The sequence below is a fragment of the Scopulibacillus darangshiensis genome (assembly GCF_004341035.1).
GTDB classification, from domain to species: domain Bacteria; phylum Bacillota; class Bacilli; order Bacillales; family Sporolactobacillaceae; genus Scopulibacillus; species Scopulibacillus darangshiensis.
Genome location: NZ_SLXK01000004.1, coordinates 17,224 through 42,864 on the forward strand (window position 1 = coordinate 17,224; position 25,641 = coordinate 42,864).

General features: G+C 44.2%; 27 protein-coding genes. 20 read left to right on the forward strand and 7 right to left on the reverse strand.

Annotated features, from left to right (window positions below):
• Window positions 1-28 precede the first annotated feature (28 nt).
• The gene (locus EV207_RS04400; protein WP_243646945.1) at window positions 29-670 is read right to left on the reverse strand and encodes an AmiS/UreI family transporter; all 642 of its coding nucleotides are present in this window, start codon (window positions 668-670) and stop codon (window positions 29-31) included.
• A 198-nt stretch (window positions 671-868) separates the two neighbouring features.
• Between EV207_RS04400 and EV207_RS04405 the strand changes: the two genes are divergently transcribed.
• The 9 genes from EV207_RS04405 to EV207_RS04445 all read left to right on the forward strand — a co-directional run bounded on the left by EV207_RS04405 (window position 869) and on the right by EV207_RS04445 (window position 7,088).
• Window positions 869-1,078 carry a hypothetical protein gene (locus tag EV207_RS04405; protein ID WP_132744053.1) on the forward strand — a complete coding sequence of 70 codons (210 nt, stop codon included), beginning with the start codon at window positions 869-871 and terminating at the stop codon, window positions 1,076-1,078.
• Window positions 1,079-1,329: 251 nt separating this feature from the next.
• Window positions 1,330-1,632: an urease subunit gamma gene (locus tag EV207_RS04410; protein WP_132744055.1), complete on the forward strand. Its 303-nt coding sequence runs from the start codon at window positions 1,330-1,332 to the stop codon at window positions 1,630-1,632.
• Window positions 1,633-1,653: 21 nt separating this feature from the next.
• Entirely contained in the window at window positions 1,654-1,977 is a 324-nt protein-coding gene (locus tag EV207_RS04415) for an urease subunit beta (RefSeq protein WP_132744057.1), read from the forward strand.
• The gene (gene ureC / locus EV207_RS04420; RefSeq protein WP_132744059.1) at window positions 1,974-3,686 is read left to right on the forward strand and encodes an urease subunit alpha; all 1,713 of its coding nucleotides are present in this window, start codon (window positions 1,974-1,976) and stop codon (window positions 3,684-3,686) included. Before EV207_RS04415 ends, ureC begins: the two co-directional genes overlap by 4 nt.
• 12 nt (window positions 3,687-3,698) lie before the next feature.
• Window positions 3,699-4,154 carry an urease accessory protein UreE gene (ureE, locus tag EV207_RS04425; RefSeq protein WP_132744061.1) on the forward strand — a complete coding sequence of 152 codons (456 nt, stop codon included), beginning with the start codon at window positions 3,699-3,701 and terminating at the stop codon, window positions 4,152-4,154.
• Window positions 4,147-4,836, forward strand: coding sequence for an urease accessory protein UreF (locus tag EV207_RS04430; RefSeq protein WP_132744063.1), 690 nt, complete (start codon window positions 4,147-4,149; stop codon window positions 4,834-4,836). The genes ureE and EV207_RS04430 overlap by 8 nt, the downstream gene beginning before the upstream one ends.
• A 20-nt stretch (window positions 4,837-4,856) precedes the next feature.
• Complete coding sequence (gene ureG / locus EV207_RS04435; protein ID WP_132744065.1) at window positions 4,857-5,468, forward strand: urease accessory protein UreG; 612 nt, start codon at window positions 4,857-4,859, stop codon at window positions 5,466-5,468.
• A gap of 1 nt (window position 5,469) precedes the next feature.
• Window positions 5,470-6,294 (forward strand): urease accessory protein UreD, encoded by an 825-nt coding sequence (locus EV207_RS04440; RefSeq protein WP_132744067.1) that lies wholly within the window; start codon window positions 5,470-5,472, stop codon window positions 6,292-6,294.
• A gap of 185 nt (window positions 6,295-6,479) precedes the next feature.
• The gene (locus tag EV207_RS04445) at window positions 6,480-7,088 is read left to right on the forward strand and encodes a PadR family transcriptional regulator (protein ID WP_132744069.1); all 609 of its coding nucleotides are present in this window, start codon (window positions 6,480-6,482) and stop codon (window positions 7,086-7,088) included.
• Window positions 7,089-7,229: 141 nt separating this feature from the next.
• Here the strand turns inward: EV207_RS04445 and EV207_RS04450 are convergent, their stop codons facing one another.
• The 6 genes from EV207_RS04450 to EV207_RS04475 all read right to left on the reverse strand — a co-directional run bounded on the left by EV207_RS04450 (window position 7,230) and on the right by EV207_RS04475 (window position 13,782).
• Window positions 7,230-8,093 (reverse strand): LysR family transcriptional regulator, encoded by an 864-nt coding sequence (locus tag EV207_RS04450; protein WP_243646946.1) that lies wholly within the window; start codon window positions 8,091-8,093, stop codon window positions 7,230-7,232.
• Between the two features lie 230 nt (window positions 8,094-8,323).
• Window positions 8,324-9,532 carry a M20 metallopeptidase family protein gene (locus EV207_RS04455; protein WP_132744071.1) on the reverse strand — a complete coding sequence of 403 codons (1,209 nt, stop codon included), beginning with the start codon at window positions 9,530-9,532 and terminating at the stop codon, window positions 8,324-8,326.
• A gap of 21 nt (window positions 9,533-9,553) precedes the next feature.
• Window positions 9,554-11,035 carry a sodium:solute symporter family protein gene (locus tag EV207_RS04460; protein ID WP_132744073.1) on the reverse strand — a complete coding sequence of 494 codons (1,482 nt, stop codon included), beginning with the start codon at window positions 11,033-11,035 and terminating at the stop codon, window positions 9,554-9,556.
• Entirely contained in the window at window positions 11,032-11,241 is a 210-nt protein-coding gene (locus tag EV207_RS04465; RefSeq protein ID WP_132744075.1) for a DUF3311 domain-containing protein, read from the reverse strand. Before EV207_RS04465 ends, EV207_RS04460 begins: the two co-directional genes overlap by 4 nt.
• A 473-nt stretch (window positions 11,242-11,714) precedes the next feature.
• Window positions 11,715-12,821 (reverse strand): M24 family metallopeptidase, encoded by a 1,107-nt coding sequence (locus EV207_RS04470; protein WP_132744077.1) that lies wholly within the window; start codon window positions 12,819-12,821, stop codon window positions 11,715-11,717.
• 70 nt (window positions 12,822-12,891) lie between these two features.
• Window positions 12,892-13,782: a LysR family transcriptional regulator gene (locus EV207_RS04475; protein WP_132744079.1), complete on the reverse strand. Its 891-nt coding sequence runs from the start codon at window positions 13,780-13,782 to the stop codon at window positions 12,892-12,894.
• A gap of 166 nt (window positions 13,783-13,948) precedes the next feature.
• Here EV207_RS04475 and hpaI point away from each other — a divergent pair, with 166 nt between their 5' ends.
• The 11 genes from hpaI to EV207_RS04530 all read left to right on the forward strand — a co-directional run bounded on the left by hpaI (window position 13,949) and on the right by EV207_RS04530 (window position 25,525).
• Entirely contained in the window at window positions 13,949-14,872 is a 924-nt protein-coding gene (gene hpaI / locus EV207_RS04480) for a 2,4-dihydroxyhept-2-ene-1,7-dioic acid aldolase (RefSeq protein ID WP_132744081.1), read from the forward strand.
• A gap of 41 nt (window positions 14,873-14,913) precedes the next feature.
• Window positions 14,914-16,389, forward strand: coding sequence for a 5-carboxymethyl-2-hydroxymuconate semialdehyde dehydrogenase (gene hpaE / locus EV207_RS04485; protein WP_132744083.1), 1,476 nt, complete (start codon window positions 14,914-14,916; stop codon window positions 16,387-16,389).
• A gap of 20 nt (window positions 16,390-16,409) precedes the next feature.
• A complete protein-coding gene (hpaB, locus tag EV207_RS04490) occupies window positions 16,410-17,885 on the forward strand; it encodes a 4-hydroxyphenylacetate 3-monooxygenase, oxygenase component (protein WP_132744085.1) in 1,476 nt (491 codons plus the stop codon).
• Between the two features lie 18 nt (window positions 17,886-17,903).
• Window positions 17,904-18,887: a 3,4-dihydroxyphenylacetate 2,3-dioxygenase gene (hpaD, locus tag EV207_RS04495; RefSeq protein ID WP_132744087.1), complete on the forward strand. Its 984-nt coding sequence runs from the start codon at window positions 17,904-17,906 to the stop codon at window positions 18,885-18,887.
• 81 nt (window positions 18,888-18,968) lie between these two features.
• On the forward strand, window positions 18,969-20,411 hold the full coding sequence (locus EV207_RS04500; RefSeq protein WP_132744089.1) for an aldehyde dehydrogenase family protein: 1,443 nt from the start codon (window positions 18,969-18,971) through the stop codon (window positions 20,409-20,411).
• 31 nt (window positions 20,412-20,442) lie between these two features.
• Window positions 20,443-21,126 (forward strand): fumarylacetoacetate hydrolase family protein, encoded by a 684-nt coding sequence (locus EV207_RS04505; protein WP_132744091.1) that lies wholly within the window; start codon window positions 20,443-20,445, stop codon window positions 21,124-21,126.
• Window positions 21,123-21,884, forward strand: coding sequence for a fumarylacetoacetate hydrolase family protein (locus tag EV207_RS04510; RefSeq protein ID WP_132744093.1), 762 nt, complete (start codon window positions 21,123-21,125; stop codon window positions 21,882-21,884). Before EV207_RS04505 ends, EV207_RS04510 begins: the two co-directional genes overlap by 4 nt.
• Window positions 21,885-21,898: 14 nt before the next feature.
• On the forward strand, window positions 21,899-22,282 hold the full coding sequence (locus tag EV207_RS04515; RefSeq protein WP_132744095.1) for a 5-carboxymethyl-2-hydroxymuconate Delta-isomerase: 384 nt from the start codon (window positions 21,899-21,901) through the stop codon (window positions 22,280-22,282).
• A 19-nt stretch (window positions 22,283-22,301) separates the two neighbouring features.
• Entirely contained in the window at window positions 22,302-22,760 is a 459-nt protein-coding gene (locus EV207_RS04520; protein WP_132744097.1) for a flavin reductase family protein, read from the forward strand.
• Between the two features lie 23 nt (window positions 22,761-22,783).
• A complete protein-coding gene (locus tag EV207_RS04525) occupies window positions 22,784-23,617 on the forward strand; it encodes an adenylyltransferase/cytidyltransferase family protein (RefSeq protein ID WP_165886831.1) in 834 nt (277 codons plus the stop codon).
• A gap of 75 nt (window positions 23,618-23,692) precedes the next feature.
• Entirely contained in the window at window positions 23,693-25,525 is a 1,833-nt protein-coding gene (locus EV207_RS04530; RefSeq protein ID WP_132744101.1) for a XylR N-terminal domain-containing protein, read from the forward strand.
• The last annotated feature ends 116 nt before the right edge of the window (window positions 25,526-25,641 follow it).

The window sequence follows — 25,641 nt, forward strand, 5'->3', positions numbered from 1 at the left end:
TCCTTAGCCTCCTAATTCTAATTGAAAATTAAACAAACTTACCCTCAAATGTGTTTTTTTGGCTTTTGGACTTGATATAAAAATACAGCCAAATATAAGCGACCACTGAAGCGATTGTTACACCCCATGTGATGAAAGGACTTAAATTGTTCCATTGGCCGATCAGTGTTAAAAAGGCAGGAATTGTCGCGGTGATCCACGATTGAATTAGTGCAACCCAACCGGTAAAGGTATCAATTTGACGCTTTAACCCCATCTGAATGAAGAATAACAGCCATAAGAACGACCACATTAGCCAAATGATGCCATGTTTTTCATCCCCAAGCGCGAAGTTAACACAGCCATAGCCAATAGCAAGAATTGAGACCCATAATGAATACCATCCAACCCCCGATCCTTCAATACCTGTTAAATTAGTGATGCCGACATAAAGGTAGGTAAATCCGAACAGGAAAATCCCGGCATCGTTAAAAATCAGCCAGTGGCTGGCCGTCGTTGCCGAATCTGTTGAAAAAATCAAATGAAATGGCGTGATCACTTGCATCACACCGACGAAGATGTTGAATATACCCGCACTTTTGGGGGTGATGCATTTTAACAAAGATAAACCATTAATAAAAAGAACAGCACCGACATACATGAGCCCGACTGTAGACATATTTATGTTCATTTTTTCATCTCCTAAGGTTTGTTTTTAAGGATCCTCACCGTCTCTTTTAGTAATTACTCTTAGAATTGGGCGAATTCTCATCAAATTTTAATTTTACTTTCATTTCGTTTTCATTTTCGATGGTTAACATAAAAAAATAAAGGACACCATAGTTATGTAATCAACAGCTTGTAAAAAATTTAAATGGGAGGCTTTCACTTGTTTAAAAACTTTGAAAAACAGGAACCGATATTTGGCCACTTACCCCATGGCTATCAGCGCTTTTCATTGGAAATAGGTGATAATACCTATTCGGGTCTTCTCAGTAATAAAGGTGACATTCAATGGTTCCATCCGCAGCCTCAGGTTCACCAACCCGATGTCGATCTCAAGGCTGTCGAATCCGATATTCAGGAATTGATGTCCTAGAAATGTATTCCTAAAAGAAAATATCAACTTACATGTGAGACAGCTTATGCTGTCTTTTTTTCTATATATAAATATTCTACGTTATTCCTCCTTTTCACATTGAGAATGTAAAAATAATTATATAATTTGCGATATATATAAATTAAGATATATGATAATGATGTCGGAATCAACAGAATAAAGTCTTATATTCTCTAAAACTATGTTTGATTGGTTTATGGAAACTACTTAAGAGATGGGAGGAATAATAGGTGCATTTGTTGCCTCGTGAACAGGAAAAGTTAATGATTGTTGTTGCCGCTGATCTGGCTAGAAGGCGAAAAGAGCGGGGGTTAAAGTTAAACCATCCGGAATCCGTTGCCCTCATTACATATGAAATTATGGAAGGGGCGCGTGACGGGAAGAGCGTATCTGAATTAATGGCATTTGGAGCCAACATATTGAGTAAAGAGGATGTCATGGATGGTGTGGCTGAGCTCATTGATGACATTCAAGTCGAAGCCACATTTCCTGATGGGACAAAACTCGTCACGGTACACACTCCGATCAGATGATAAAAGGAGGAAAAGAAAATCATGAAGCCAGGGGAACTCATTCTAAAAGATGAGGATATTATTTGTAATGAAGGCCGGGATACGAGGAAAATAACGGTTACGAATATTGGAGACCGCCCGATTCAAGTTGGTTCGCATTTTCATTTCTATGAAACGAATGAAGGGCTGAAGTTCAACCGGGACGATGCTTTTGGTTACAGGCTTAATATTCCGGCCGGGTCGGCTGTCCGTTTTGAACCGGGGGACCCTAAGGAGATTGAGTTAGCAGCCTTCGGAGGAGAGCGCCGCGTCTACGGACTCAATAACAAAACAGAAGGGCTATTAGACGGGAGGGAAAAGAAATGAGCTTTCGGATGTCCAGAAAACAATATTCTGATATGTACGGACCGACGACTGGTGATGCCATTCGTCTAGCAGATACTGAATTATTTATTGAAATTGAAAAGGATTATACACAGTATGGTGATGAAGTCGTTTTCGGAGGCGGTAAAGTCATAAGGGAAGGCATGGGAATGAACCCGTTAGTGACCCGCGGTGAAGATATTCCTGATACCGTCATTACGAATGCCACTGTCGTAGATTATACAGGCATCTATAAAGCGGATATCGGTATTCGTGACGGTAAAATTTCCGGCATAGGCAAAGCGGGCAATCCCCTTTTGATGGACGGCGTTGATATCGTGATCGGCGCGGCAACAGAAGTGATAGCCGGGGAAAGGAAAATTGTTACGGCAGGCGGGATTGATTCTCATGTCCATTTTATTAACCCGGCACAAGTGGAAACGGCTCTCACATCTGGTCTGACAACATTAATTGGGGGCGGGACAGGCCCTGCGGAAGGGTCGAAAGCGACAACGGTTACGCCTGGGGAATGGCATATCCACCGCATGCTCGAAGCCGCTGAAGGATTGCCAATTAATGTTGGCTTTTTGGGGAAAGGACAAGCGGCAACCGAGGAACCGCTTGCTGAACAAATCCGTGCCGGCGCAATCGGATTAAAGGTGCACGAAGATTGGGGGGCAACAGGATCTGCCATTGATCATTCGCTCCGGATTGCTGATGAGTACGATGTTCAGGTTGCACTTCACACGGATACATTGAATGAAAGCGGATTTGTCGAAAATACCGTGGCCGCCTTTAAGGACAGAGTCATCCATACTTATCATACAGAAGGGGCAGGCGGAGGCCATGCGCCGGATATTATTAAAACAGCAAGTTATCCGAATGTCCTTCCGTCGTCGACAAATCCGACTTTGCCATATACAGTGAACACGATCGATGAACATCTGGATATGCTTATGGTCTGCCACCACTTGAATCCGGACATTCCTGAGGATGTCGCCTTTGCTGATTCGCGGATTCGGGCCGAAACGATCGCGGCGGAGGATATTCTTCAAGACATGGGTATATTCAGCATGACGAGCTCTGATGCCCAAGCGATGGGCCGGATCGGTGAAGTGATCATCAGGACATGGCAAACAGCCGACAAAATGAAAAAGCAACAGGGGAAATTAGAAGGCGACCATGGGCCTGGAGATAATAACCGTGTCAAAAGGTATATCGCAAAATATACGATTAACCCTGCTATTACACATGGTATAGCAGATGCTGTCGGGTCTATTGAAGTTGGAAAAACAGCGGATCTTGTCCTGTGGGACACCCGGTTCTTCGGTGTGAAACCTGACATGGTTATCAAAAGCGGAATGGTTGTTAACAGCCTAATGGGTGATGCCAACGCATCGATTCCAACACCACAGCCTTACATTTACCGTCCTATGTACGGCGCGTATGGCAAAGCTTCATACAAAAGTTCAATCACCTTTGTTTCCCAAGCAGCTTTTGATTCGGGCATTAAGGAAGAACTCGGTTTGGAAAGAAATATCCTTCCTGTCCATGGCATTCGCAAGCTGACAAAAAAAGATATGAAGCACAATTCGGAAATACCTGATATTACCGTAGATCCGCAAACATACGAAGTGCGGGTGAATGGCAAGCTGCTGACTTGCGAACCTGTTGATAAAGTGCCAATGGGGCAACGCTATTTTCTGTTTTGAGGTGAAAAGTTAATGATTATTGAAAAAATCGCGGCAAACATTGATCAATTTAATAAAGAATACTTAGAAAAGTACCATATTGAAAAGGTTTATTTAGAAAGCAGTGATCTGGTCAAACGGATCCAACGCGTGAATTCAGATCATTCAAGAGAAATTGGCATTCGCTTACAAGAAGCAAAAGATCTCAAGCCCGGTGATATTTTATTTATGGATGATAACAATATGATCGTCATCGACGTGATGCCTGATGATCTATTAATTATAAGTCCGCGCAGCATTCAAGAAATGGGCAATATAGCGCATCAATTGGGAAACCGCCATCTTCCTGCACAATTTGAAGGTGATAGGATGCTTGTCCAGTATGATTACTTGGTCGAAGCTTTATTAAAGGAGCTTGGCGTTCCATATGACCGTGAAAAGAGGAAGTTAAAAGAGGCGTTTCGCCACATAGGGCACAGCCATGGATAATTATCTTTTATCATTAATTCAACTGTGTGATTCTAACCTGCCAACCGGCGCTTTCAGCCATTCGTTTGGCCTTGAGACGTATATCCAAGAAGATCGGGTTTTTGATAAGAAGACGTTTTCTAATTGGTTGAAAGTCTTCTTGGAAGAACAGCTTGTCTATTCTGACGGGTTTGCCTGCCGTCTTACTTATGACATGCTTGAGGAAGGAAGGGACTTTCAGGACATTTGGCGGCTTGACCGAATGATAACGATGCAAAGTCTCCCCAGGGAAACAAGAGAGGCGGGGCAAAAAATGGGGGAGCGCATGTTAGTGCTAGGGATGGCCTTGTATGATTTTCCTGAGCTTTCTTTATATAAAGATCGGATCGATAAGATGCTGTCGTTTGGTCATCCAGCAATCGTTTTTGCAATGATCGCCCGCCATCTTGGTGTCCCCAAGTTCACGGCAATGTCAACTTTCTTATATTCTACTATTTCAGGGCTTGTCCAAAATGCGGTGCGCGGGATCCCTTTAGGTCAAACCGCCGGACAACAAATTTTAATAGAATCTCAAAGTCACTTAGTTGATGCAGTTAAGAAAATTGATTCGTTGTCGGAAGATGACTTCGGTGTCACGTCACCAGGTCTTGAATTATCACAAATGAAACATGAACGGCTTAATATAAGAATATTTATGTCCTAATCTAGGGAGGAAAAAATAAGATGGAACCGATAAAAATTGGAATAGGCGGCCCAGTTGGGGCTGGTAAGACCATGCTCGTCGAGAAGCTGACACGAGTGATGGATGGTGAGATCAGCATGGCTACCGTGACGAATGATATTTACACAAAAGAGGATGCCGAATTTCTTATGAAAAATGGTGTGCTGCCTGCAGACCGCATTATAGGTGTCGAAACAGGCGGGTGCCCTCATACGGCTATAAGGGAAGATATATCTATGAACGCCGCAGCTATCAAGGATTTGGAAAGGCGGCATCAGGATGTTGAACTTATTTTTGTTGAAAGCGGCGGCGATAATCTCGCAGCAACGTTCAGCCCTGAACTTGTAGACTTCTCTATCTATATTATTGATGTCGCGCAAGGGGAGAAGATTCCGCGCAAAGGCGGACAGGGCATGATCAAATCTGATCTCTTTATCATCAATAAAATCGACCTGGCACCATATGTCGGAGCAAACCTTGATGTAATGGAATCTGACACGAAAGTGTTCCGCGGGGATAAACCTTTCATTTTTACTAATTTGCAAGACAATACCGGGCTTGACCAAGTCGTGGATTGGATTAAGAAGAATGCCTTGCTGGTAGGCTTGAATTAATATGGTCAATTGGACAGGCATCTTGAATTTGAATGTTGAAAAAAAGGAAGATAAAACGATAACAAAAGATGTCTATTTTCAGGGTGCCTTTAAGATCATGCGCCCGGCATACCTTGATAAAACAGGGCAAGCTTGTTTTTATATCATTAATCCCGGCGGCGGCTACTTAGATGGGGACCGCTATAGCATGTCATTTACGCTGGACGAGCATGCTGAACTGCTTTTAACGACCCAATCGGCTACGAAAATATATAAGACCCCAAATCAGCCGGTTGTTCAAGAGACGGAAATCTTGCTGAAAGCCGGCAGTGTGTTGGAATATATGCCCGATCCGCTGATTGCTTATCACCGGGCGCGATACAAGCAAAAAAATGTGGTGCGGATGGAGAAAGGCTCAACGTTGATCTATACAGACATCATGACACCCGGGTGGTCACCTGATGGCGAATGGTTCAGTTATGATTCAGTTCAGTTAAAGAATGAAATTTATATGGAAGATAAACTCGTTGTCTTTGACCATATGAAACTTGAACCGGAGTGCCAGAATATGCAAGGGATTGGGCAAATGGAGGGTTTTACCCATTTAGGATCTATGATTGTTGTCAGTGAAAAGGCAGCTTCTGATTTTCTCGACATGTTATATGAAACAATCGACATGACATCACAGACCTATAAAATAGGGGTTTCTAGCCTCTCCATCCCAGGATTTACGCTCCGGGTCTTAGCAACATCAACCCAGCAAATTGAAGAGATATTTATGGCATGCCATCGATTGATCCGCGCCAATTGGTTTGATAAACAGCCTATTTTTCTCAGGAAATATTGATGTTTAACCCAGCAGCTTTTCTAGTTTGCTGGGTTATTTTTAAGGCTGGATATTGGGTATGGGTTATGCTGACACGGTTAGAATAAGGGAAAAATAGGATGTTTGGTAATGGTTGATTATGACTAGTTGAAACCGATATTATTATAGTAATAATCGTTTCCATATTAAAGACAAGGAGACATAAGATGAATACATTGGCATACGCAATTCTTAGCACGCTTGCAAATCATCCTTGTTCTGGGTATGAATTAGCAGAACACCTGGATGCATTATGGCCGGCAAAACATAGTCAGATTTACCCTCTGCTAAAAAAGCTGCATCAGGACGGCCTATTGACCTTCGAACATGTCATGCAAACCGATAAACCGAACAAAAAAATATTTTCGATTACGGAAAAAGGGAAGAAGGAACTTGAGAATTGGATCGCAGAGCCTCCCGCTATATCGGTGACCAGGGATGAATTTTTTATCAAGATGTACGCCAGTTGGCTGGTAAATGAAGAGGACACAAAAAAGTTGATTAATGAGCGGCTCACTGAAATGGAGCACAAAATAGCCTTGCGCAAGGCATCTCTTTCCAAGGCGGAGTATAAGGATGGGGAGCAGGACCCAAATAAGTTATCCAAACATTTTGGACCATATATTTTGCTTAATCGAAAGCTGCGCCTTGAAAAAGAAGAGTTTGAATGGTGTAAATGGGTTTTGACATTACTAGAGAAAATGAGCTTTAACACCCTATTATTTTGGTTTATATCCGGTAAGTTCTCGGTTATTAAGGAAATGGCTTTCATATAATCGAATTAACGTGGGGAATTTGACAGGGTAAGGCGGAATGTCCGCCTTCATTTAGTTAATCAGAAAGTATAACTTTCTGACGCACATAAGTGCAACTACGCCTCTGGCTTCGCCAAAGGCTCGCCAATCGGCGAGTTTTCTTTATTTGCCCCACATATCTTTTATTAACTGGAAAAGGGCGTTGATAGCAGTTTCTTGTTTGCGGTTCTTGAAACAGATCATTGAGGTTTCCAATTTTTCCGAAAACCGATGCAACACGATGAGATCGCCTGATTTTAACTCATCCTCTATCGGTTTTGTACCCATGATGCACGTTCCCATTTGATTCAATACGGAACGTTTTATTGCCTCTTCACTGCTGCATTCAATCACTGAACGAGGGGCATAATTGATTTCCGAAAGAGAGCTGCCGATCATGCCTTCAACGTTTTTATCGACTAAAAAGGGATAGTTTTCAAGCACATAAGCAGTATCATGGTTTTTCAGAAGTTCCGGCGATGCGACGAGAACGATATCCTCCGAATCAATGACCGTTGATTCAATTTCGGACAGCTCGGATGCCCCCGCAATGATTCCCACGTCTGCTTTGTCTGAGGAAACCAGATTCAAAGCTTCAATGCTGTTGCATGATTCCAGTTTGATCTTAACCTGGGGATGGCGTTCTACAAAGCTTCTCAATATAAAAGGCAAATAATTGGCACAGTAAAATTCCGGACTGGCGATGACAAGGGTACCGTAAAAATGGTCGAGATTTTTGAGATCCCGCTCCATTTCCTGCATCACTTTAAAAATGTTATCCGTATGTTTCTTCAACAGCTTTCCCGTTGGCGTAAGGATGGTTTGTTTGCCGACATGGGTAAGAAGCGGGTAACCAATTTCTTTTTCCAACGCCTTGATTTGGACTGTTATGGTCGGTTGGGTATAACCCAGCTGTTTGGCTGCCTTCGTTAAACTTAAACATTCCGCCACGGTCTGAAAGGTTTTCAAGTTCCGTAATTCCATCATGACACTCGCCTTTCTTTTGCACCAAGAATGAATCGATCTATTTTAAAGTGTACCAAAACCCCCATTTCTCCGCCAACTGCTAAAGAAAACTTTGCTTATCGCCAAGCTTTAATGGCGAAAGCCTTAGTTGCACTTATACTTTATTCCGCTTTTTCGCTTTAGCGAACTTAAACATTCTTAAAGTACAAAAAAACAGCACAACCAACGTGAGATTGTGCTGCTTGCAATCCTTATGGCGTCTCTACTAATTCAGGGCTGACATTCCCATCGAAAAGATAGTTTAAAACCGTAGCGATAAATGTTTTGCTGATCATTAACATTGACCGCTCGTCAACATCAAATTTTGGATGGTGATGCGGATAGACGGCATCCAATTCTGGATTTCCGCCGCCAACCATAAAGTACGCACCTCGCACGGCTCTTTGGTAATAGGCAAAATCCTCGCTGCCCATCATCGGTTCCATTTGAATGACTTGGTCTTCACCGAAAACCAATGCTGCCATCTCTTCTACTCGCGCTGCTTCTTCAGGATCATTCCACATCGAAGGGGCGTCTCTAACATAATCAATCCTTGCCGTTGCACCTGCACCGTCACAAGTGGCGGTTGTGATTCTTTTAAGTTCTTCTTCAATTAAATCACGGACATCGTCATCAAAGGTGCGAACAGTCCCCTTAATCGTTGCTGAATCAGGAATGACATTTGTTGTTTCACCGCTGATAAATGAGCCGACGGTGACAGCAGCTGATTTCAATGGGTCCACCCTGCGGCTGACAATGTGCTGCAAATTCAACACTAATTGGCTTCCGACAACCAAAGGATCAACAGTCAAATGCGGCTGTGATCCATGGCCGCCTTTCCCAATAATCTCGATCTGAAAATCATCTTGGGCTGAGGAAGCATAACCCTCCCTCACGCTCACCGTTCCAAAGGGGTCAACCGACATAACATGGGCGCCATAAATGACATCAACGCCGTCCAAACAACCGTCTTCGATCATTGCTTTTGCTCCTCCGGGAGACAACTCTTCAGCAAATTGGTGGATAAAAACAATGGTGCCCTGAAGCTGATCCCTCACACCGCTTAATACTTCAGCAACGCCGAGGAGGGCAGCTGTGTGAATATCATGGCCACAGGCATGCATGGCCCCGGGGACCTGGGATTTATAATCCACATTCTTTTCGTCTTGAATCGGCAGCGCGTCAAAATCTGCACGCAAAGCTACCGTTTTTCCCGGTTTCCCGCCTTTAAGAATGCCGACGATGCCCCTTCCGCCAACACCTTCTTTTACTTCAATCCCGAGCGCAGTTAAGAAATCAGCGATCTTCCTGGGAGTGTTCACTTCTTGAAAGGAAATTTCGGGATACATATGAAGGTCCCTTCGAAACGCCACCATTTTTGGATAGATGGCTTCAAGCCTTGTAAATAAGTTATCAATCATTGTCATGACCTCCTTATGTTTCTATGCGGTCTTGGCCGCTGCTTTTTTGTCCTTAAGCGAGGCGATGCCCCCTGCCACTAGGCTAATGATAATGGAGACAACCACGTTTAAAATTAAGGCAACAATGCCGACATCGAGATCTTTAATCGCTTGTGGAAATGCTGGAAACATAGTCCCGATTGTGGCATTAGTGACGGTTGTGTAGGCAACCGTTATCACGCCGGCAATCATGCCTATGGCTGCCCCGTATTTGGTTAAAATATTTTTCTTGAACAAACTGAAAACGAGTGGAGGAAGCAATTGTGCGGCAAAACCATAGCCCACCAATAATAACGTGACAATGTCATTTCCTCCATAAATGGTAATAAATGCAGCAACAAGTGAAATTACAGGCACCAAATATTTAGCAAGATGTAAGACAGATGTGTTTGACGCGGAAGGAACCAGGGCTTGATAGACATTCTTTGATAATGACGTACAAATTGATGTAAGCAACAACGACCCCGGAACTAAGGCCGTTAGCAGCCCGGCAGCGCCAATCACACCGATAAACCATGGATCAAATGTTTTTAATGACAGGTGAAGCAATGCGGAATCCATTTGCGCGCCCTTCAGACCGGGAACTTGCAAAATAGCGGTAAATCCCACAAAAAATACAAAAAGCAGCATGAGCGAGTAGATGGGTCTCATGATGGTGCTGCGGCGAATATCCTTCTCACTTTTTGATGAAAAAATTGGACCGAATAAATGCGGCCAGGCCAAACCGCCTATCGCACTTAAAAAAGAGGCCGAAATAAACCAAGAAATACTTAAGCCTTTATCCGGGATTGTAAGGAAACCCGGTTTCGCTGCATCGACAACTTCAAACATCGGCTGGATGCCGCCATAATAATGGATGGGCAAATATATCCCCAAGAATAAGACAATGAAAAAGATCATAATATCTTTCAAAGCAGCTGTCCATGCTGAACCGTGAATGCCTGAAATCATGACGTAAATGGACATGGAAACGGCCCCGATCAATATTGCAGCATTGGAAGAAATGGCGCCATAGGATGCCACGGAAACGATAATGCCCAAACCCTTAAGCTGCAGGATAAAATATGGAAACATAGAGACAGCGCCGATAACCGCGGTAAGGATACCAAGGTTTTTGCTGTTGTATTTGCTGGCAAAAAAGTCGGGTTGGGAGACTAATTGGTGCTTTTTTGCATACCTCCAAACCGCGGGGGCGAACCAATATGTCAATAGCGTGGCAAGGGGCAAGTAAATGATCATATATGCCGCCGGTCCTCCATTGCCATAAGCCCAGCCGCTCCCGCCCAGAAAGGTGAACGTTGTATTCGCTTCACCTGCAATCAATAGGAAAACAAATAGAGCACTGAACCCGCGGCCGCCAACAGCCCATTGGTCAAGGTCCATTTCTCTGCCTTTCCTTGCTTTAATCCCCAGATAAAGCGCTATCAATAAAAACCCAAAAATGATAACTAATGCGATCGTCATTCGCTGTCACCCTCCTTATTTGCCGGGTCAATTTTGTATATGATCCCGAGGATGCAGGTAATCAATACTGTCCATAGTACCATCCAAAAGAAAAGAAAAGGCATGCCCAATACATATGGTGTCACTTTGTTGACAGCGGGTAAAAATCCTAAACCGCCTATAAATGGAATTATTCCGAGAATATAGATTGCGACTTTTGATGTCATCTAGGAAACCCCTCACTTTTGTATTTATAAATAAGGTTACTATATCGCTCAGAATTTATTAAATTGAAAGTTTATATAGGATTCATTAAGAAAATTTATATGAAAATTGATTTTTCTTAAAAAAGAGGGAGAGGGGAGAATTGGGCTTCGGAATGAAGCGGAATATTGATCCTTTTCAAGTGAAAAGGTCGATGAAAGCCCGAAGTCGGTAAAAAATCGTGCTTGAGGTCGTTCATAAGGTCGATGAAAGCCCGAAGTCGGTAAAAAATCGTGCTTGAGGTCGTTCATAAGGTCGATGAAAGCCCAAAGCCAGTAAAAAATCGTGCTTGAGGTCGTTCATAAGGGAGATGAACGCCAAAATAGGTAAAAAGTTGGTAAAACACCCTTCATAAGAAACAGTGGAATTCAATCTGCAGTTTATTTAATGCCTTGCTAGACCCCTTGTGGAAATGGACACAAGGGGTCTAATGTCTTTACAAAACTTGCAATTCTTTTGGGAATGAAGTGAGTACCTCAACTTCCCCGTCTTCGTTAATATATACTTCATCCTCAATCCGGACACCGCCAAAGTTAGGGATATAAATGCCGGGTTCGATCGTAAACAGTAAGCCGTTTTCTGCGATTTGTTCATTATTTTCATGAATGGAGGGTTCTTCATGCACTTCGATCCCAAGGCCATGTCCCACACGGTTATTGAAATACTCGCCATAACCACTGTCATTGATTACTTTTCTCGCCTCAATATCAAAGTTCTTGAGTGGAACGCCTGCTTTTACAGCATCTACTCCTGCTTGATTTGCTTGACGAACAATACTGTAAATGTCCTTTTGTTTATCGGTTGCTTCGCCAATAATGAAAGTCCTCGTTGTATCTGAACAATACCCGCCTTTCGTGACGACTCCAAAATCAATTAGTAAAAAATCTCCGTTTTGAAAAGCACGGTCACCTGGTGTGCCATGTGGCAAAGCGGATTTTTCACCAGATAGGACAATTGTTGAAAAAGATGGGCCAGCCGCCCCGAATTTTTTCATGAGATATTCCAATTCAGCAGTTAATTCCGCCTCGGTCATCCCAATTTTCACCTTTTTTATTCCTTCTGTAAGAACCTTTTCGATGATGTCAACAGCTTCTTGCATATATATCCATTCACTTCTGGATTTTTTTAAACGCTGTTTATTAATAAACGGCTCGATATCATCGTAGGTGGCCTTTGGAAAAGCAGTTTTTAAATGATTGTGACGGTACATGCTGACGGCCTTCATCTCTAGTCCAAACCGTTCAACGTTTTTCCCAAGCTCATCTTCCAGTTTGGCAAAAGGGTCCTCTTCATCAGAAATCGGAATAATATTTTTTACGAACGACTCGGATTCAGCGATCTCTTTATCTAATGCTGGGACAAAAAGGACAAATTCTTGTTTGCGGTTATCCAACACCAAAGCCATAAACCTTTCGTGTGGATCAGAATTAAACCCAGTGTAATAGAAAACATTTGCTGGTGAGGTGATCATCGCGATATCGATATGCTGGTTGCTTAAATCGATTTGCAGCGCTGTTAACCTGCTTTGGTAATCAATTGTCATATTAAAACCTCCAATTATGTTTCCCATTCAGTGTAACATGAAAGCGTTATGCGATCGCCAATGCCAGCTTTCACTTTAATCCCTTTCTAAACGTATCAATAAAGCGAACAGCGCATTTGGAAAGATAACGGTCTTTAAGCCAAATAACGGCTGAGTCAGAATGAATATTGAAGTTTTCTATATCAAAAATTTTAAGATCTGTTGTGGGCAGGGATGATAGTGTTGACTTTGGCAAAATGGTGGCCGCTACTCCGGACGAGACAAGCCACAAAAGTAAAGCGGCATCAGGACATACGCCGAACACATTAGGTTCAATGCCGCCGCTTCGACATTGATCAATAATCATTTCATCAAGACCGCTGCCATTTAAGCGCCGCATTAATAATAAAGGGAGCGTTGACAATTCCTTTAATTGTATAGCGTTTTCATTTACAGGATGAATATTCCAACTTTTGGGCGTGACTAATACAAACGGCTCTTTAGGCAAAGGAATGATGTCAAATGTGTTTGCATCAAAGGGAGGATGGGCGATCGCAAGTTCAATCTCTCTATTTGTTAATTGCTCCTTTAATCGATACGAATCACCCTCCCTTAATTGGAAGGTGACAAGCGGAAAGCTATCCCGGAATAATCGAATTCTTTCTGGCAAATATGAAAAACAAGTGATGACCGTGCCGATAGATAGATTTCCCTTAAGGCCCTCCCCCATTTCCTTGACCTCTCTTGCAGTTTCATCGAGCTGTAATATAAGCTCATTTGCCTTTTTGAATAATAGTTTGCCAGCAGGGGTCGGCTCGATATTTCTCCCGTTCCTTTCTAGTAAAAGGACATCCAGTTCTTGTTCAAGAAGTTTGATTTGCTGGCTCAATGGCGGCTGTGCCATATGCAGTTTTTTTGCCGCCCTGGTAAACTGGCCTTCTTGTACGACAGTATGAAAGTAGCGGAGTTGTTTTATATCCATAGGAAACCTCCTTGTCATAATTATTCGAAAATCATATACAAAACCAATTTAATAAATATTTTATATATAGTTTAACTGATGTTAAGCTATTTTTGTAGGACATTTCAGACAAATGATTTAATTTTAAAGATTAATAACAACTAGAATCCATAAGGAGGAAACGAAGTTGGCAAACTATGAAGACGTCAAACAAAGATTAAGAGGTTCGATTGCACCGATTATTACACCCTTTAATGATAGCGGTTCCATCGATTTCGGAACATTGAAGGATTTGATTGATTGGCACATTGAAAGCGGCAGTCACGGCATTTCGGTTACAGGAACGACGGGGGAGCCAAGTTCACTCACTACAGAGGAACGCGTTCAAGTGATGGAGGCTGCCTGCAAAGCTGTCAACGGGCGGGTGCCATTTGTTCCGGGGTCTGGTTCAACAAATCATGAAGAAACAATATATTTAACGAAAAAAGCACAAGAAATCGGCGCGGACGCTGCTCTTGTCATCGTTCCTTATTACAATAAGCCTTCACAGCATGCGCTTTACAAACATTTTAAAAAGGTTGCCGACTCTGTAGACATTCCGATCATTGTCTATAACATTCCTGGCCGAACGGCAGTCAATATGGAAGTCAAGACACTTGCCCGACTAAATGAGGATTGCCCTAACATCATTGGTGTAAAGGAATCCAACAAAGATTTTGAACACGTCAACCGTGTGTTATTAAATTGCGGCCGTGACTTTCTGCTTTACTCGGGCATTGAGCTCCTATGCTACCCAATGCTTGCCATCGGCGGTGCGGGGTATATCAGCGCAACGGCAAATGTTGCCCCTAAGGAAGTTGCTGAGCTGTACGATGTTTGGGCAAAAGGTGATGTTAAGCGTGCGCAGGATTTGCACTTTGACTTAATGCCGTTAAATGATGTGCTTTTCAAGGAAACAAATCCAGCACCGTTAAAAGCTGCTTTAGGGATGATGGGCAAAATCAATCCGGCCATGCGGATGCCGATGGCTTTGCCGGAACAGCCATTGCAAGATGAGATTCGCGACTGCATTAAGAAATATGTCGAACTTCCAGCAGGAGTTGCCAAATAAACTAAATTCCCGCCATAAATGCACTAAGGAGGAAGAAAAAAATGACGAACATTGAAGATGTGAAACTATATATCAACGGCGAATTTGTCAATGCTGCATCAGGCAAAACATTTGAAAATCTTAATCCATTCACAAATAGCGTCATCAACCAGATTGCAGAAGGCGACAAGGCCGATATCGAAGCCGCTGCCAAAGCAGCTAAAAGCGCTTTCCATGGTGAGTGGGGAAAATTGAAGGTCAATGATCGGCTGAATTACATTTATAAAATCGCTGACCTAATCGATGAGCATATCGAGGAAATCGCTCCTCTAGAATCATTGGATACGGGCCTGCCAATCAGCCAAACCAAGAACATGGTCAAACGTGCAGCGCAAAACTTCCGCTTCTACGCACAAATGGTGTCGACTAGTTTGGTCGGAGAGGCTTACAAGGTTGACGATGACTTTCTGAATTACACGATTCATAAACCTATTGGTGTTGCGGGGCTTATTACACCATGGAATGCCCCTTTCATGCTGGAAACGTGGAAAATCGCACCAGCACTTGCTACCGGCAATACTGTTGTTCTGAAACCGGGGGAATGGTCGCCGCTGACAGCCAACAGACTCGCAGAAATTATCGACAAGGCTGATCTGCCAAAAGGCGTCTTCAACGTCGTTCACGGTTTTGGTGAAACAGCTGGCGCATCACTTGTCGCCCATCCGGACGTGAAACTGATTTCTTTTACGGGGGAAACGACAACAGGCTCCGAAATTATCAAGAATGGTGCTGATGACTTAAAGCGTGTGTCGGCTGAACTTGGCGGCAAATCACCGTTCATCGTATTTGATGATGCCAACTTTGACCGGGCGCTGGATGCTTGCACATGGGGAATCTTCTCCTTTAATGGTGAGCGCTGCACGGCCAACTCGAGACTGTTTATCCATGAATCGATCTACGATGAGTTTGTAAGCGCTCTTAAAGAGCGGATCGAAAATATCGTCGTTGGCGATCCAATGGATGGTAAGACTGAACTCGGACCGCTCATTCATATTGAGCATTTCAATAACGTCAAGCGCTACTTGGAGATTGCTAGAGAAGAAGGGGCCGAAGTATTCAGCGGCCATGTTCCTGAACAATTCCAAAAAGGCAACTACATTCCGCCGACATTGTTGTTGAATGTCACAAATGACATGCGTGTCGCTCAAGAAGAAATCTTCGGACCTGTCATGACGGTCATGACTTTTAAAGACGAGGAAGAGGTTATTCAGCTTGCCAACGATGTCCGATATGGCTTAGCAGGCTACGTATGGACGAATGATATCCAGCGCGGACACCGTGTGGCACAAGCGGTTGATTCAGGGATGCTTTGGATCAATTCCCAGAATGTCCGTGACCTAAGAATCCCATTCGGCGGCTCCAAACACAGCGGGATGGGACGTGAAGGCGGTCACTACGCGTTTGAATTTTATACTGAAACACAAGTCATTCATGTGGCTCTTGGCGACCATCACATTCCACAGTTTGGTAAAAAATAATAACAAAGGAGGAATCAGATATGCCTGCAAAAACAGGAAAAGAATACATTGAACGTCTAAAAAAAGCAAACAACAATATTTATATCCATGGCGAAAGGGTGAATGATGTTACCGAACATCCTGCCATGAAGAATGTCGTTAAATCAATGGCGCGTCTGTATGATGTCCAGCATGAAAAGGCTGACAAGATGTTATACACTTCCCCGGCAACGGGCAGCCAAGTTGGCATGACCTTTTTGCAGCCGAAAACGATTGATGATCTTATCGCGAGACGTGAGGCGATCACAGAATGGGCAAAAACATCAGGAGGGATGATGGGGCGCTCCCCTGATTATCTCAACGCCGAAGTCATGGCGATGGGGGTTTCCAATGAGCTGTTTGCCGAATCTGATCCGATGTTTGCTGAAAATGCAAGAAAATATTACGAGTTTGCACGTGAGAATGATATCAGCTTGACACATACCCTCATTCACCCCCAAGTAAACCGGGCTAAAGCACAGCATGAACAGAAGGATGCCAACGTTGCCCTGCACTTAGTGGAAAAAAATGAGGACGGCATTATCGTAGACGGCATCCGCCTATTGGCAACCCAAGGCGGGATCACGGATGAAATTCTCGTTTTCCCGTCGACTGTGAAAAAAGCGGGAGAAGAAGATGACCCCTATTCGCTTGCCTTTGCGATTCCAAATAACACGCCGGGGCTTAAGTTTATCAGCCGGGAATCCTTTGATTACGGTAAAAATCATTGGGATCATCCGCTCGGTTCCCGCTTTGAGGAAGGCGACGCCATTGTTTCTTTTGAAAATGTCTTTGTCCCTTGGGAGCGTGTCTTTGTTTGCGGGAACTCATCCATTTGCAACCGCACCTTCCGGGAAACGAATGCTGTCGTTCACATGTCACATCAAGTGGTTTCCAAAAATGTCGTCAAAACGGAATTCCTGCTTGGCGTTGTCCTAAGTCTAATGGATGCAATCGGCATCGACCAATTCCAACATGTCAAGGATAAAGGGACGGAAATTATGCTCTCCCTTGAAACAATGAAGAGCCACCTTTATCGTGCAGAACATAATGCTGCCATTGATAAATGGGGCACGATGACACCGGACTTCCAAGCTCTCGATGCGGCCCGTAACTGGTATCCAAGGATCTATCCGCGTCTCGTTGAGATTTTGCGGATCCTTGGCGCCTCAGGTCTAATGGGCATACCGACTGAAGCGGATTTCCAAAATGAAGAGATCGGTCCCATTATTCACCGCGGCTTGCAAGGAAAGAATCTTGAAGGCTATGAACGTGTTCAGCTGTTCCGCTTAGCTTGGGATTTGACGATGAGTGCTTTCGGCAGCCGTCAGATGCATTACGAATATTACTTCTTCGGCGACCCAGTGAAAATGGGCATGAGTTATTTTGATTCATATGACAAAGAGCCTTTCAAAGCATTTGTCAAAGACTTTCTTGGAAAAACCGGAGCCGTTAAACCGGACTTTATGAATGTATAAAAGAGGGGGAGGATTAGGGTGGCATTTGATATTATCCGTACAGCAAGAGCTGTTCTAAACGTTACTGATTTGGAGGCATCACGGCGCTTTTACGTTGATGCATTGGGGTTAATTGAGACGGAGAGCGATGACAGCACAATCTATTTAAGAGGCCTTGAAGAGCATAATCATCACAGTCTTGTTTTAAAAAAGGCGGACACAGCAAGTGTTGAGGTCATGAGCTATAAAGTGCAATCTGAAGACGATTTGGAAGTGTTGTCAGATTTCTTTAATAGCAAAGGGTTAAGAACAACGTGGGTTGAAGAAGGCAGGCAAAAAGCAATCGGGCGCACCCTTCGCGTTCAAGATATTTCCGGCTTGCCATTGGAATTCTTCGCAAAAATGGATACCGTTGACCGCCTGCTGCAGCAGTATCACTTATATAAAGGTGCGCGTATTCAGCGGATTGACCATTTTAATTGCATGGTGCCTGACGTTCAAAAGGCATACGATTTCTATACTGAAAGTCTTGGCTTTGTATGCTCGGAATATACGGCAGCTGAAAATGAACAAGTCTGGGCGGCATGGCTGCACCGCAAACCAAGTGTCCATGATGTTGCCTTTATGAGCGGTGACGGTCCGCGCCTGCATCATGTTGGTTTTTGGCTAAGTGATCAATTAAGCCTCATTCACACTTGCGATGTGCTGGCATCCTTAGGATACGGACCGAGCATCGAACGCGGTCCGGGACGTCATGGATTGTCCAATGCCTTTTTCCTTTATCTGCGTGATCCCGACGGACACCGCATTGAACTATATAATGGCGACTATTTAACGAGTGACCCTGACTTTAAGCCAATCAAGTGGGATCTAAATGACCCGCAGCGGGGAACTTTCTGGGGACACGAAGCGCCGGACAGCTGGTTCCATGAAGCTTCGACAGTTCTGGATGTCAATACGGGCGAGGCAATCAGCACAGACCAGCCTAAATTAAAACAGCGAAAACCAATGTTTGTTATTTAATCCAAACGAAAAGGATAGGAACTGCTGCGGGACGGCTGTAGTTCTTGTCCTTTACATCTGGGACGGAGGTGCAAGATTAGCATGGCATCAGTCGGCACGGCTATCAAAAAGAATTTATTTATCAATGGGAGCTGGGTGGAAGCGGAAAAAACCGTTTCTTTGAAATCTCCTTATAACGGTGAGACCATTGCGGAAATTCCCTCCGCAAATGAACGAGAGGTTGATAAGGGCATTCAGGCAGCTTATGACGCACGCCGCACAATGGCAACAATGTCTTTGCATCAACGGGCAGCAATTTTAGAGAAGTTGGCTCATTTATTGGAAGAAAATAAGCAAAAGGCCGCTAAGATTATTGCGCTAGAGGCAGCCAAACCGCTGTCGGCAGCACTTGGGGAAGTAGAGCGGACAGTCCAGACTTACAAGTTTGCTGCGGAAGAGGCGAAGCGCATCCATGGCGAAACCTTGCCGTTAGATGCAGCGCCCGGGGGAGACAATAGAATCGCCTATACAAAAAGGGAACCGATTGGCGTGATTGGCGCGATTACCCCCTTTAACTTTCCTATGAATCTCGTTGCACACAAAGTGGGCCCGGCGATTGCTTCGGGTAACACTGTTATTTTAAAACCAGCCTCGCAAACACCGCTTTCTTCGTATTACCTGGCGGAATTGTTGACGGAAGCGGGATTGCCTAAGGGTGCCTTGAATGTTGTCACTGGAAGCGGCAGAACGATCGGCGACAAAATTGTAACAGATGACCGCATCAGCATGATTACTTTTACGGGAAGCCCGGCTGTCGGAAAAGCAATCCGGAGCAAAGCTGGATTAAAGCGGGTGACGTTGGAACTTGGCTCGAATTCGGCGGTAATCATTGATCGGGGCACGCCAATTGATAATATCGTTCCCCGTTGTGTGACAGGCGCCTTTTCATTTCAAGGCCAGGTCTGCATTTCGCTGCAAAGAATTTATGTCCATGAACAGGAATACGATACATTTGTTGAGAAGTTTATAGAAGCGACAAATAAATTAACAATCGGTGATCCCCTTGATGCCAATACGGATGTTTCAGCGTTAATTTCTGAAGCTGATGTCAAGCGGGCAGAGGAATGGATCAAGGAAGCGAAGGACGGCGGCGCTGTTGTGGCTGCCGGAGGCAAAAAAGAAGGCAATGTGCTGCAGCCGACGGTGTTGCTTGATGTCGATCCATCAATGAAAGTTTCTTGCCAGGAAGTCTTCGCCCCGATTGTATTAATCAGCAAAATTTCTTCAATTCCAGAAGCGGTTGATCTTGTGAATGATTCTCGTTACGGCTTGCAGGCAGGCATCTACACAAATGATATTAAGCTAGCTTTTGATGCCGTGGATGATTTGGAAGTGGGCGGGGTTTTGATTAATGATATTCCGACATTCCGCGTCGACCATATGCCTTATGGCGGTGTAAAGGAAAGCGGCATTGGAAGAGAAGGGATTAAATATGCTGTTGAGGAAATGACAGAAATGAAACTCGTTGTGTTTAATCGTAACTGAAGGAAGATCGACGAATAGAGGAGTGACATGTATGAGCAAGGCATTACCACCAGTCTCGGGAACGGTATATGGTACGCTTCTTAATTATAAGGGAGAACTTGATGCCTTAGGGGATGCGGTAAATAGACCACCTTATCAGGCACCGCCGCGAGGCCCGATCATGTATATCAAACCGGTCAATACTATCATAGGCTATGGGAAACCAATCCCGTTGCCAGAAGATGTGCAGGAATTGTCAATGGGTGCTGCCCTGGGAATTGTTATCGGCAAAACAGCGACCCGTGTCAACGAATCTGAAGCATTGGATTATATTGCGGGCTACACAGTGGTTAATGATGTGAGCATTCCGCACAGCAGCGTGTACCGTCCTGCCATAAAGCAAAAGATTCGTGATGGCTTCTGTCCCGTGGGTCCTTGTGTGATCGAACGGGATGCTGTTGACAACCCAGACGACCTCACTGTCAGGGTCAAAATCAATGGTGACGTGCGGCAAGAAAACACCACCAAGCATTTGATTCGTCCTGCAGCCAAGTTAATCGCTGATGTCACCGATTTTATGACACTTAGTGCCGGAAATATATTGCTTGTAGGAGTGCCGGAAAATGCGCCACTGGCAAAAGCGGGCGATCGGGTCCGGATTGAAATCGATGGTGTTGGATGTGTGGAAAACACGGTTGTACGTGAGGATGAATTGAAAAGGGGGAAGAAGCAATGAAAACAGCACGTGTCGCATACCTTGGTGCCATTCATCATGCCACAGAAGCGGATGGCCGTCTCAAATTGGATGACGGGCGCCTTGTCGGCGAGGATGATGTGGTCTGGCTTCCCCCAGTCGAACCTAAAACGGTGTTTGCGCTAGGCTTGAATTACAGTGATCATGCAAAGGAATTGACATTTAAAGCGCCAGAAGAACCGCTTGTCTTTCTGAAGGGGCCGAACACCTTTATCGGTCACCGGGCGGAGACCCGCCGGCCAGCGGATGCCACAAATATGCACTATGAATGTGAATTGGTTGCCGTGATTGGCAGGAAAGCCCGCAATGTCAAGCGTGAAGATGCTTATGATTATGTTGCCGGTTACACCGTTGCCAACGACTATGCCATCCGTGATTATTTGGAAAACTACTATCGGCCTAACCTAAGGGTGAAAAACCGTGATACATGTACGCCAATCGGACCATGGTTTGTTGATGCTGAGGATATAGCGGATCCGATGAAGCTTGGTTTGAAGACCTATGTGAACGGGCAATTGACTCAGGAAGGAACGACACAGGATATGATTTTCAGCATTCCTTTCCTGATCGAATATTTAAGCGGCTTTATGACATTAAATGAGGGTGACATGATTCTGACCGGAACGCCTAAGGGTACGGTAAATACGGTCGTGGGCGACGAGGTGGCGACGGAGATCGAAGGGATTGGCAGATTGGTCAATACAATCGCCGGCGATGATGCATTTAATATCTCAAAGTAAAAGGAGGAAAACTCTTGCCTCATTTTATCATCGAATATACCGATAATCTCAAAGAAGACGGCGATATACCGGGATTGCTTAAGAAAGTCAATGACGTCCTGATCGCGCGCGGGGACACCTTTCCAATAGGCGGCATTCGTTCAAGAGCGATTGAACTTCATGATTACCGTGCAGCTGATGGAGCGGAAGATGACGCTTTTGTCCATGCGGCCTTAAAGATAGGGTCAGGGCGGACCGAAGAACAAAAAAAGGAAGCTTGTGATGCGCTGTTTGACGTGATTAAATCACACTTTGCAAGCCTTTTTGAGAAACGCTATTTGGCGTTATCAATGGAGCTGATCGAGTTTAGCCATGCAACGTATAAATACAACAATATTCACAGCCGATTTAAAAAATAATTAGAGGAGGCGTTTTACAATGGATGATCGGATGTTTCGAAATGCCATGGGGAAATTTGCAACTGGTGTCACTGTGATCACCACATCGGTCGATAATAATGTTCGCGGCATGACCGCCAACGCATTTATGTCCGTTTCCCTCAATCCTAAGTTAGTTCTAATTTCAGTTGGGGAAAAGGCGCATATGAATGAGCTTATTAAGGAGACTGGAAAATTTGGTGTCAGTATATTAAATCGTGAACAGCAAGAGATGTCCATGTGTTTTGCCGGACAGCTCAAGGAAAATCGCGATATTGATTTTGAATGGGTTGGTGGCGTGCCTGTTATTAAAAATGCTATCGTTAATTTAACGTGCGATGTGTACAATTCACATCGAGCAGGCGATCATACCCTTTTTGTCGGTGAAGTCAGCGATATCCTTATGCAAGAAGGCGAGCCTCTTGGCTTTTATGAAGGGAAATATACTAAAATCAGTTAGCTTTAAAGGGGTGGATGGAATCGATGGAAACGATACATGTGCAGCACCCATTGAATATAGAACGTGTGAATAAAGAGCCATGTGTGATGGCTCTTGGTTTCTTTGATGGCCTTCACATCGGCCATCAGGAAATCATTCGAACAGCCAAAAAGAGAGCAGAGGAAAGAAATCTTGCACTCGCCTTGATGACGTTCAGTCCACATCCAAGTCAAATCATCCCTATGAAGAAGAAGGTGGATCATTATTTATCGCCGCTGGAAGCCAAAAGGGGGATACTAGCAAAGCTGGGCGTGCAAAAATTGTATGTGGTGACATTCGATCATGCCTTTGCAAAACTCACGCCTGCTGAATTTGTCGACCATTATCTTATCGATCTGCAATGCCGTCACGCCGTGGCTGGCTTTGACTTCAGCTTCGGCTTTAAAGGGCAAGGAAACATGGGGAATTTGGCCGAATTCGGTAAAGGCGCGTTTGGGGTGACAACCGTTCCGAAAGTTGAGCGGCAAGGTCAAAAGGTCAGCTCCACGCTCATCCGCAGTCTGCTTGCATCGGGTAATGTCAACGGCATCCCTGAATTCCTGGGTGACTTTTATAAGGTGACAGGGCAGATTGCGAAACATGGAGACAGCGAATGCCACGAGGTGCGGATAGAAGACTATTTGCTGCCACACAAGGGGATATATGAGATATCGGCAGAAATGGCTGATGCCGTCTATAACGGCGTTTGTATGATAGAAGATGATCCAATCAAGGTGTATGTTAAGCTGTTTAACAGCGTGAAAGCTAGACATAAGGAAACCATCCAAATTAAATGGATAAAAAAAACGTCCAGTCATCGTATGCTTCAGCCTGTCTGATTAGGAGGCTGCTGCCATGCCGATGGCTTCTTTTTTTACACTAAATCTTGAGAAGCGAAAGGAGGCGCCGCTAATATGTCCTTTAATATTGCCGATCAAAGTGGCACCATTTTTCTAGAAAATGAGCGGATGATTTTAACGTCATCATCAGTTTTCGGCATTCTTCGGAGAGATCTTATTGAAAATATCGGCATGGAGCGGGTCAAAGGGTTTCTGCTTCGCTATGGCTGGAATTTAGGTGCGAATGATGCGAAAAAGATGCTTAGTAAAGGTCTGTCATCAATTGATGATGTTTTAAAACAAGGGCCGGTTTTGCACATGATGAAGGGCTACACTAAGGTCAAAACAACGGGTCTGCAGCTTAAATATCATCAGGACGGCTCGGTTCAATCCGTTCATGTTGAAGGAATATGGACCAATTCTTATGAAGCGGAGGAGCATATCCACCAGTTCGGTTTTTCGGAAAATCCTGTCTGCCACACCCTTATCGGCTATGCCAGCGGTTACTATTCAGAAATCTGTCAGCACACCGTCATTTTTAAAGAAGCAGATTGTAAAGGAACGGGTGACAGTGAGTGCCGTTACATTGGCAAATCACTTCACGATTGGGACGGGCAAATCAATGACGAAAGGCTGTATGATGAAAAGCCGATTATAAAAGAATTGGAAACAACCTATGAAAAGCTGCTTGTGGAACGGAATCAATTATCGCGGACGTTAGCTATTCATAAAAGATTGATGGATGAGCTCGTTGAAGGCAATAATCTGCAATCAATCGCCAAGGTTGTTCATGATGCAATAGCTTTGCCGGTAGTGATTGAAGATTTAAATTTGCAGCCTGTGGCTTATGCGGGCTTGGATTTGGAACGGTTTTCCGAGCTTGCGGCAGAATTAAGCGACGGTTGGCATGAGATCATGTCTAACCGAACGCATAAGGTGTCTGGCATTAATCATCAGCGGATGACGACACCAATCGTGTTAGAAAAAAAGGTGTTTGGCTATTGTTCATTTGTCTATGGCAATGAATCGAAGGCATGCAATGACGCTGACCAAATGATATTGGAAAGGGCGGCAACGATTTGCTCGCTTCATATGTTAAATGAAAAAAATACTTTTGAAGCCGGGGAAAGGATGAAGGGCTACTTTTTGGAGCAAATACTAAGCGCAAGCTTTGCGTCCAAAGGGGAAATCTTAAAACGGGGAAGTTATGCAGGGCTTGACCTTGAGCAACCCTACTACATTACGGTTCTAAAATATAGTTATCAGGACAAGGATGCCAAAAACGAGCTGCTTTTCCATGACCAGGTGATGGAGGAGACCCGCAACTATTTTAAAGACAGGAATGTGCTAATCGGGCAGCGGGACGGCCATGTTATCCTTCTCATTCAAGCTGATTTGCCTAAAGGAAGAATATCACGGTTATTTGCCCATTTTATCAATCATTTAACCAAAGGTTTTCCGAAACGAACGTTCAAAATCGGTGTCAGCACCGTGGCCGAACAGATTGAGAAGGCGCAGGATTATTATGATGAAGCGATGACGGCATTGAAGATGTGCATGAAATCTAATAACCTTGTCCTGTTTGATGATTTGGGTGTTGTCGGGATTCTTATGCACTCTCATAATAAGGATGCTTTTAAACAAAAAGCAAAACATCTTTTGGGGCCTTTATTTGAATACAAAGCGGACCATGTTGAGTTTATCAAAACACTCTATGTCTTCTTAACGAATGGGGGCAATCTTGAAAAGACCAAAAACGACCTTAATTTGTCAATGAGCGGGTTGCGCTACAGAATTGGCCGAATCGAAACACTTCTGGGCCAAGACCTCCGGAACCCGGCGTCAGCCTATCAGCTATTATTGACTTTACAGGTTTTAGCAGCTGAAGGGGAGATACTAACCGAATAGGGGAGGGAAACTGACAAAATGTATTGAAATAAGTGCTTAATAATAGACACCATTTGTCGTAGAAACCCTTATCACTTATTCGCTATGATTGGACTAAAGATTCCAACATAAGAAAA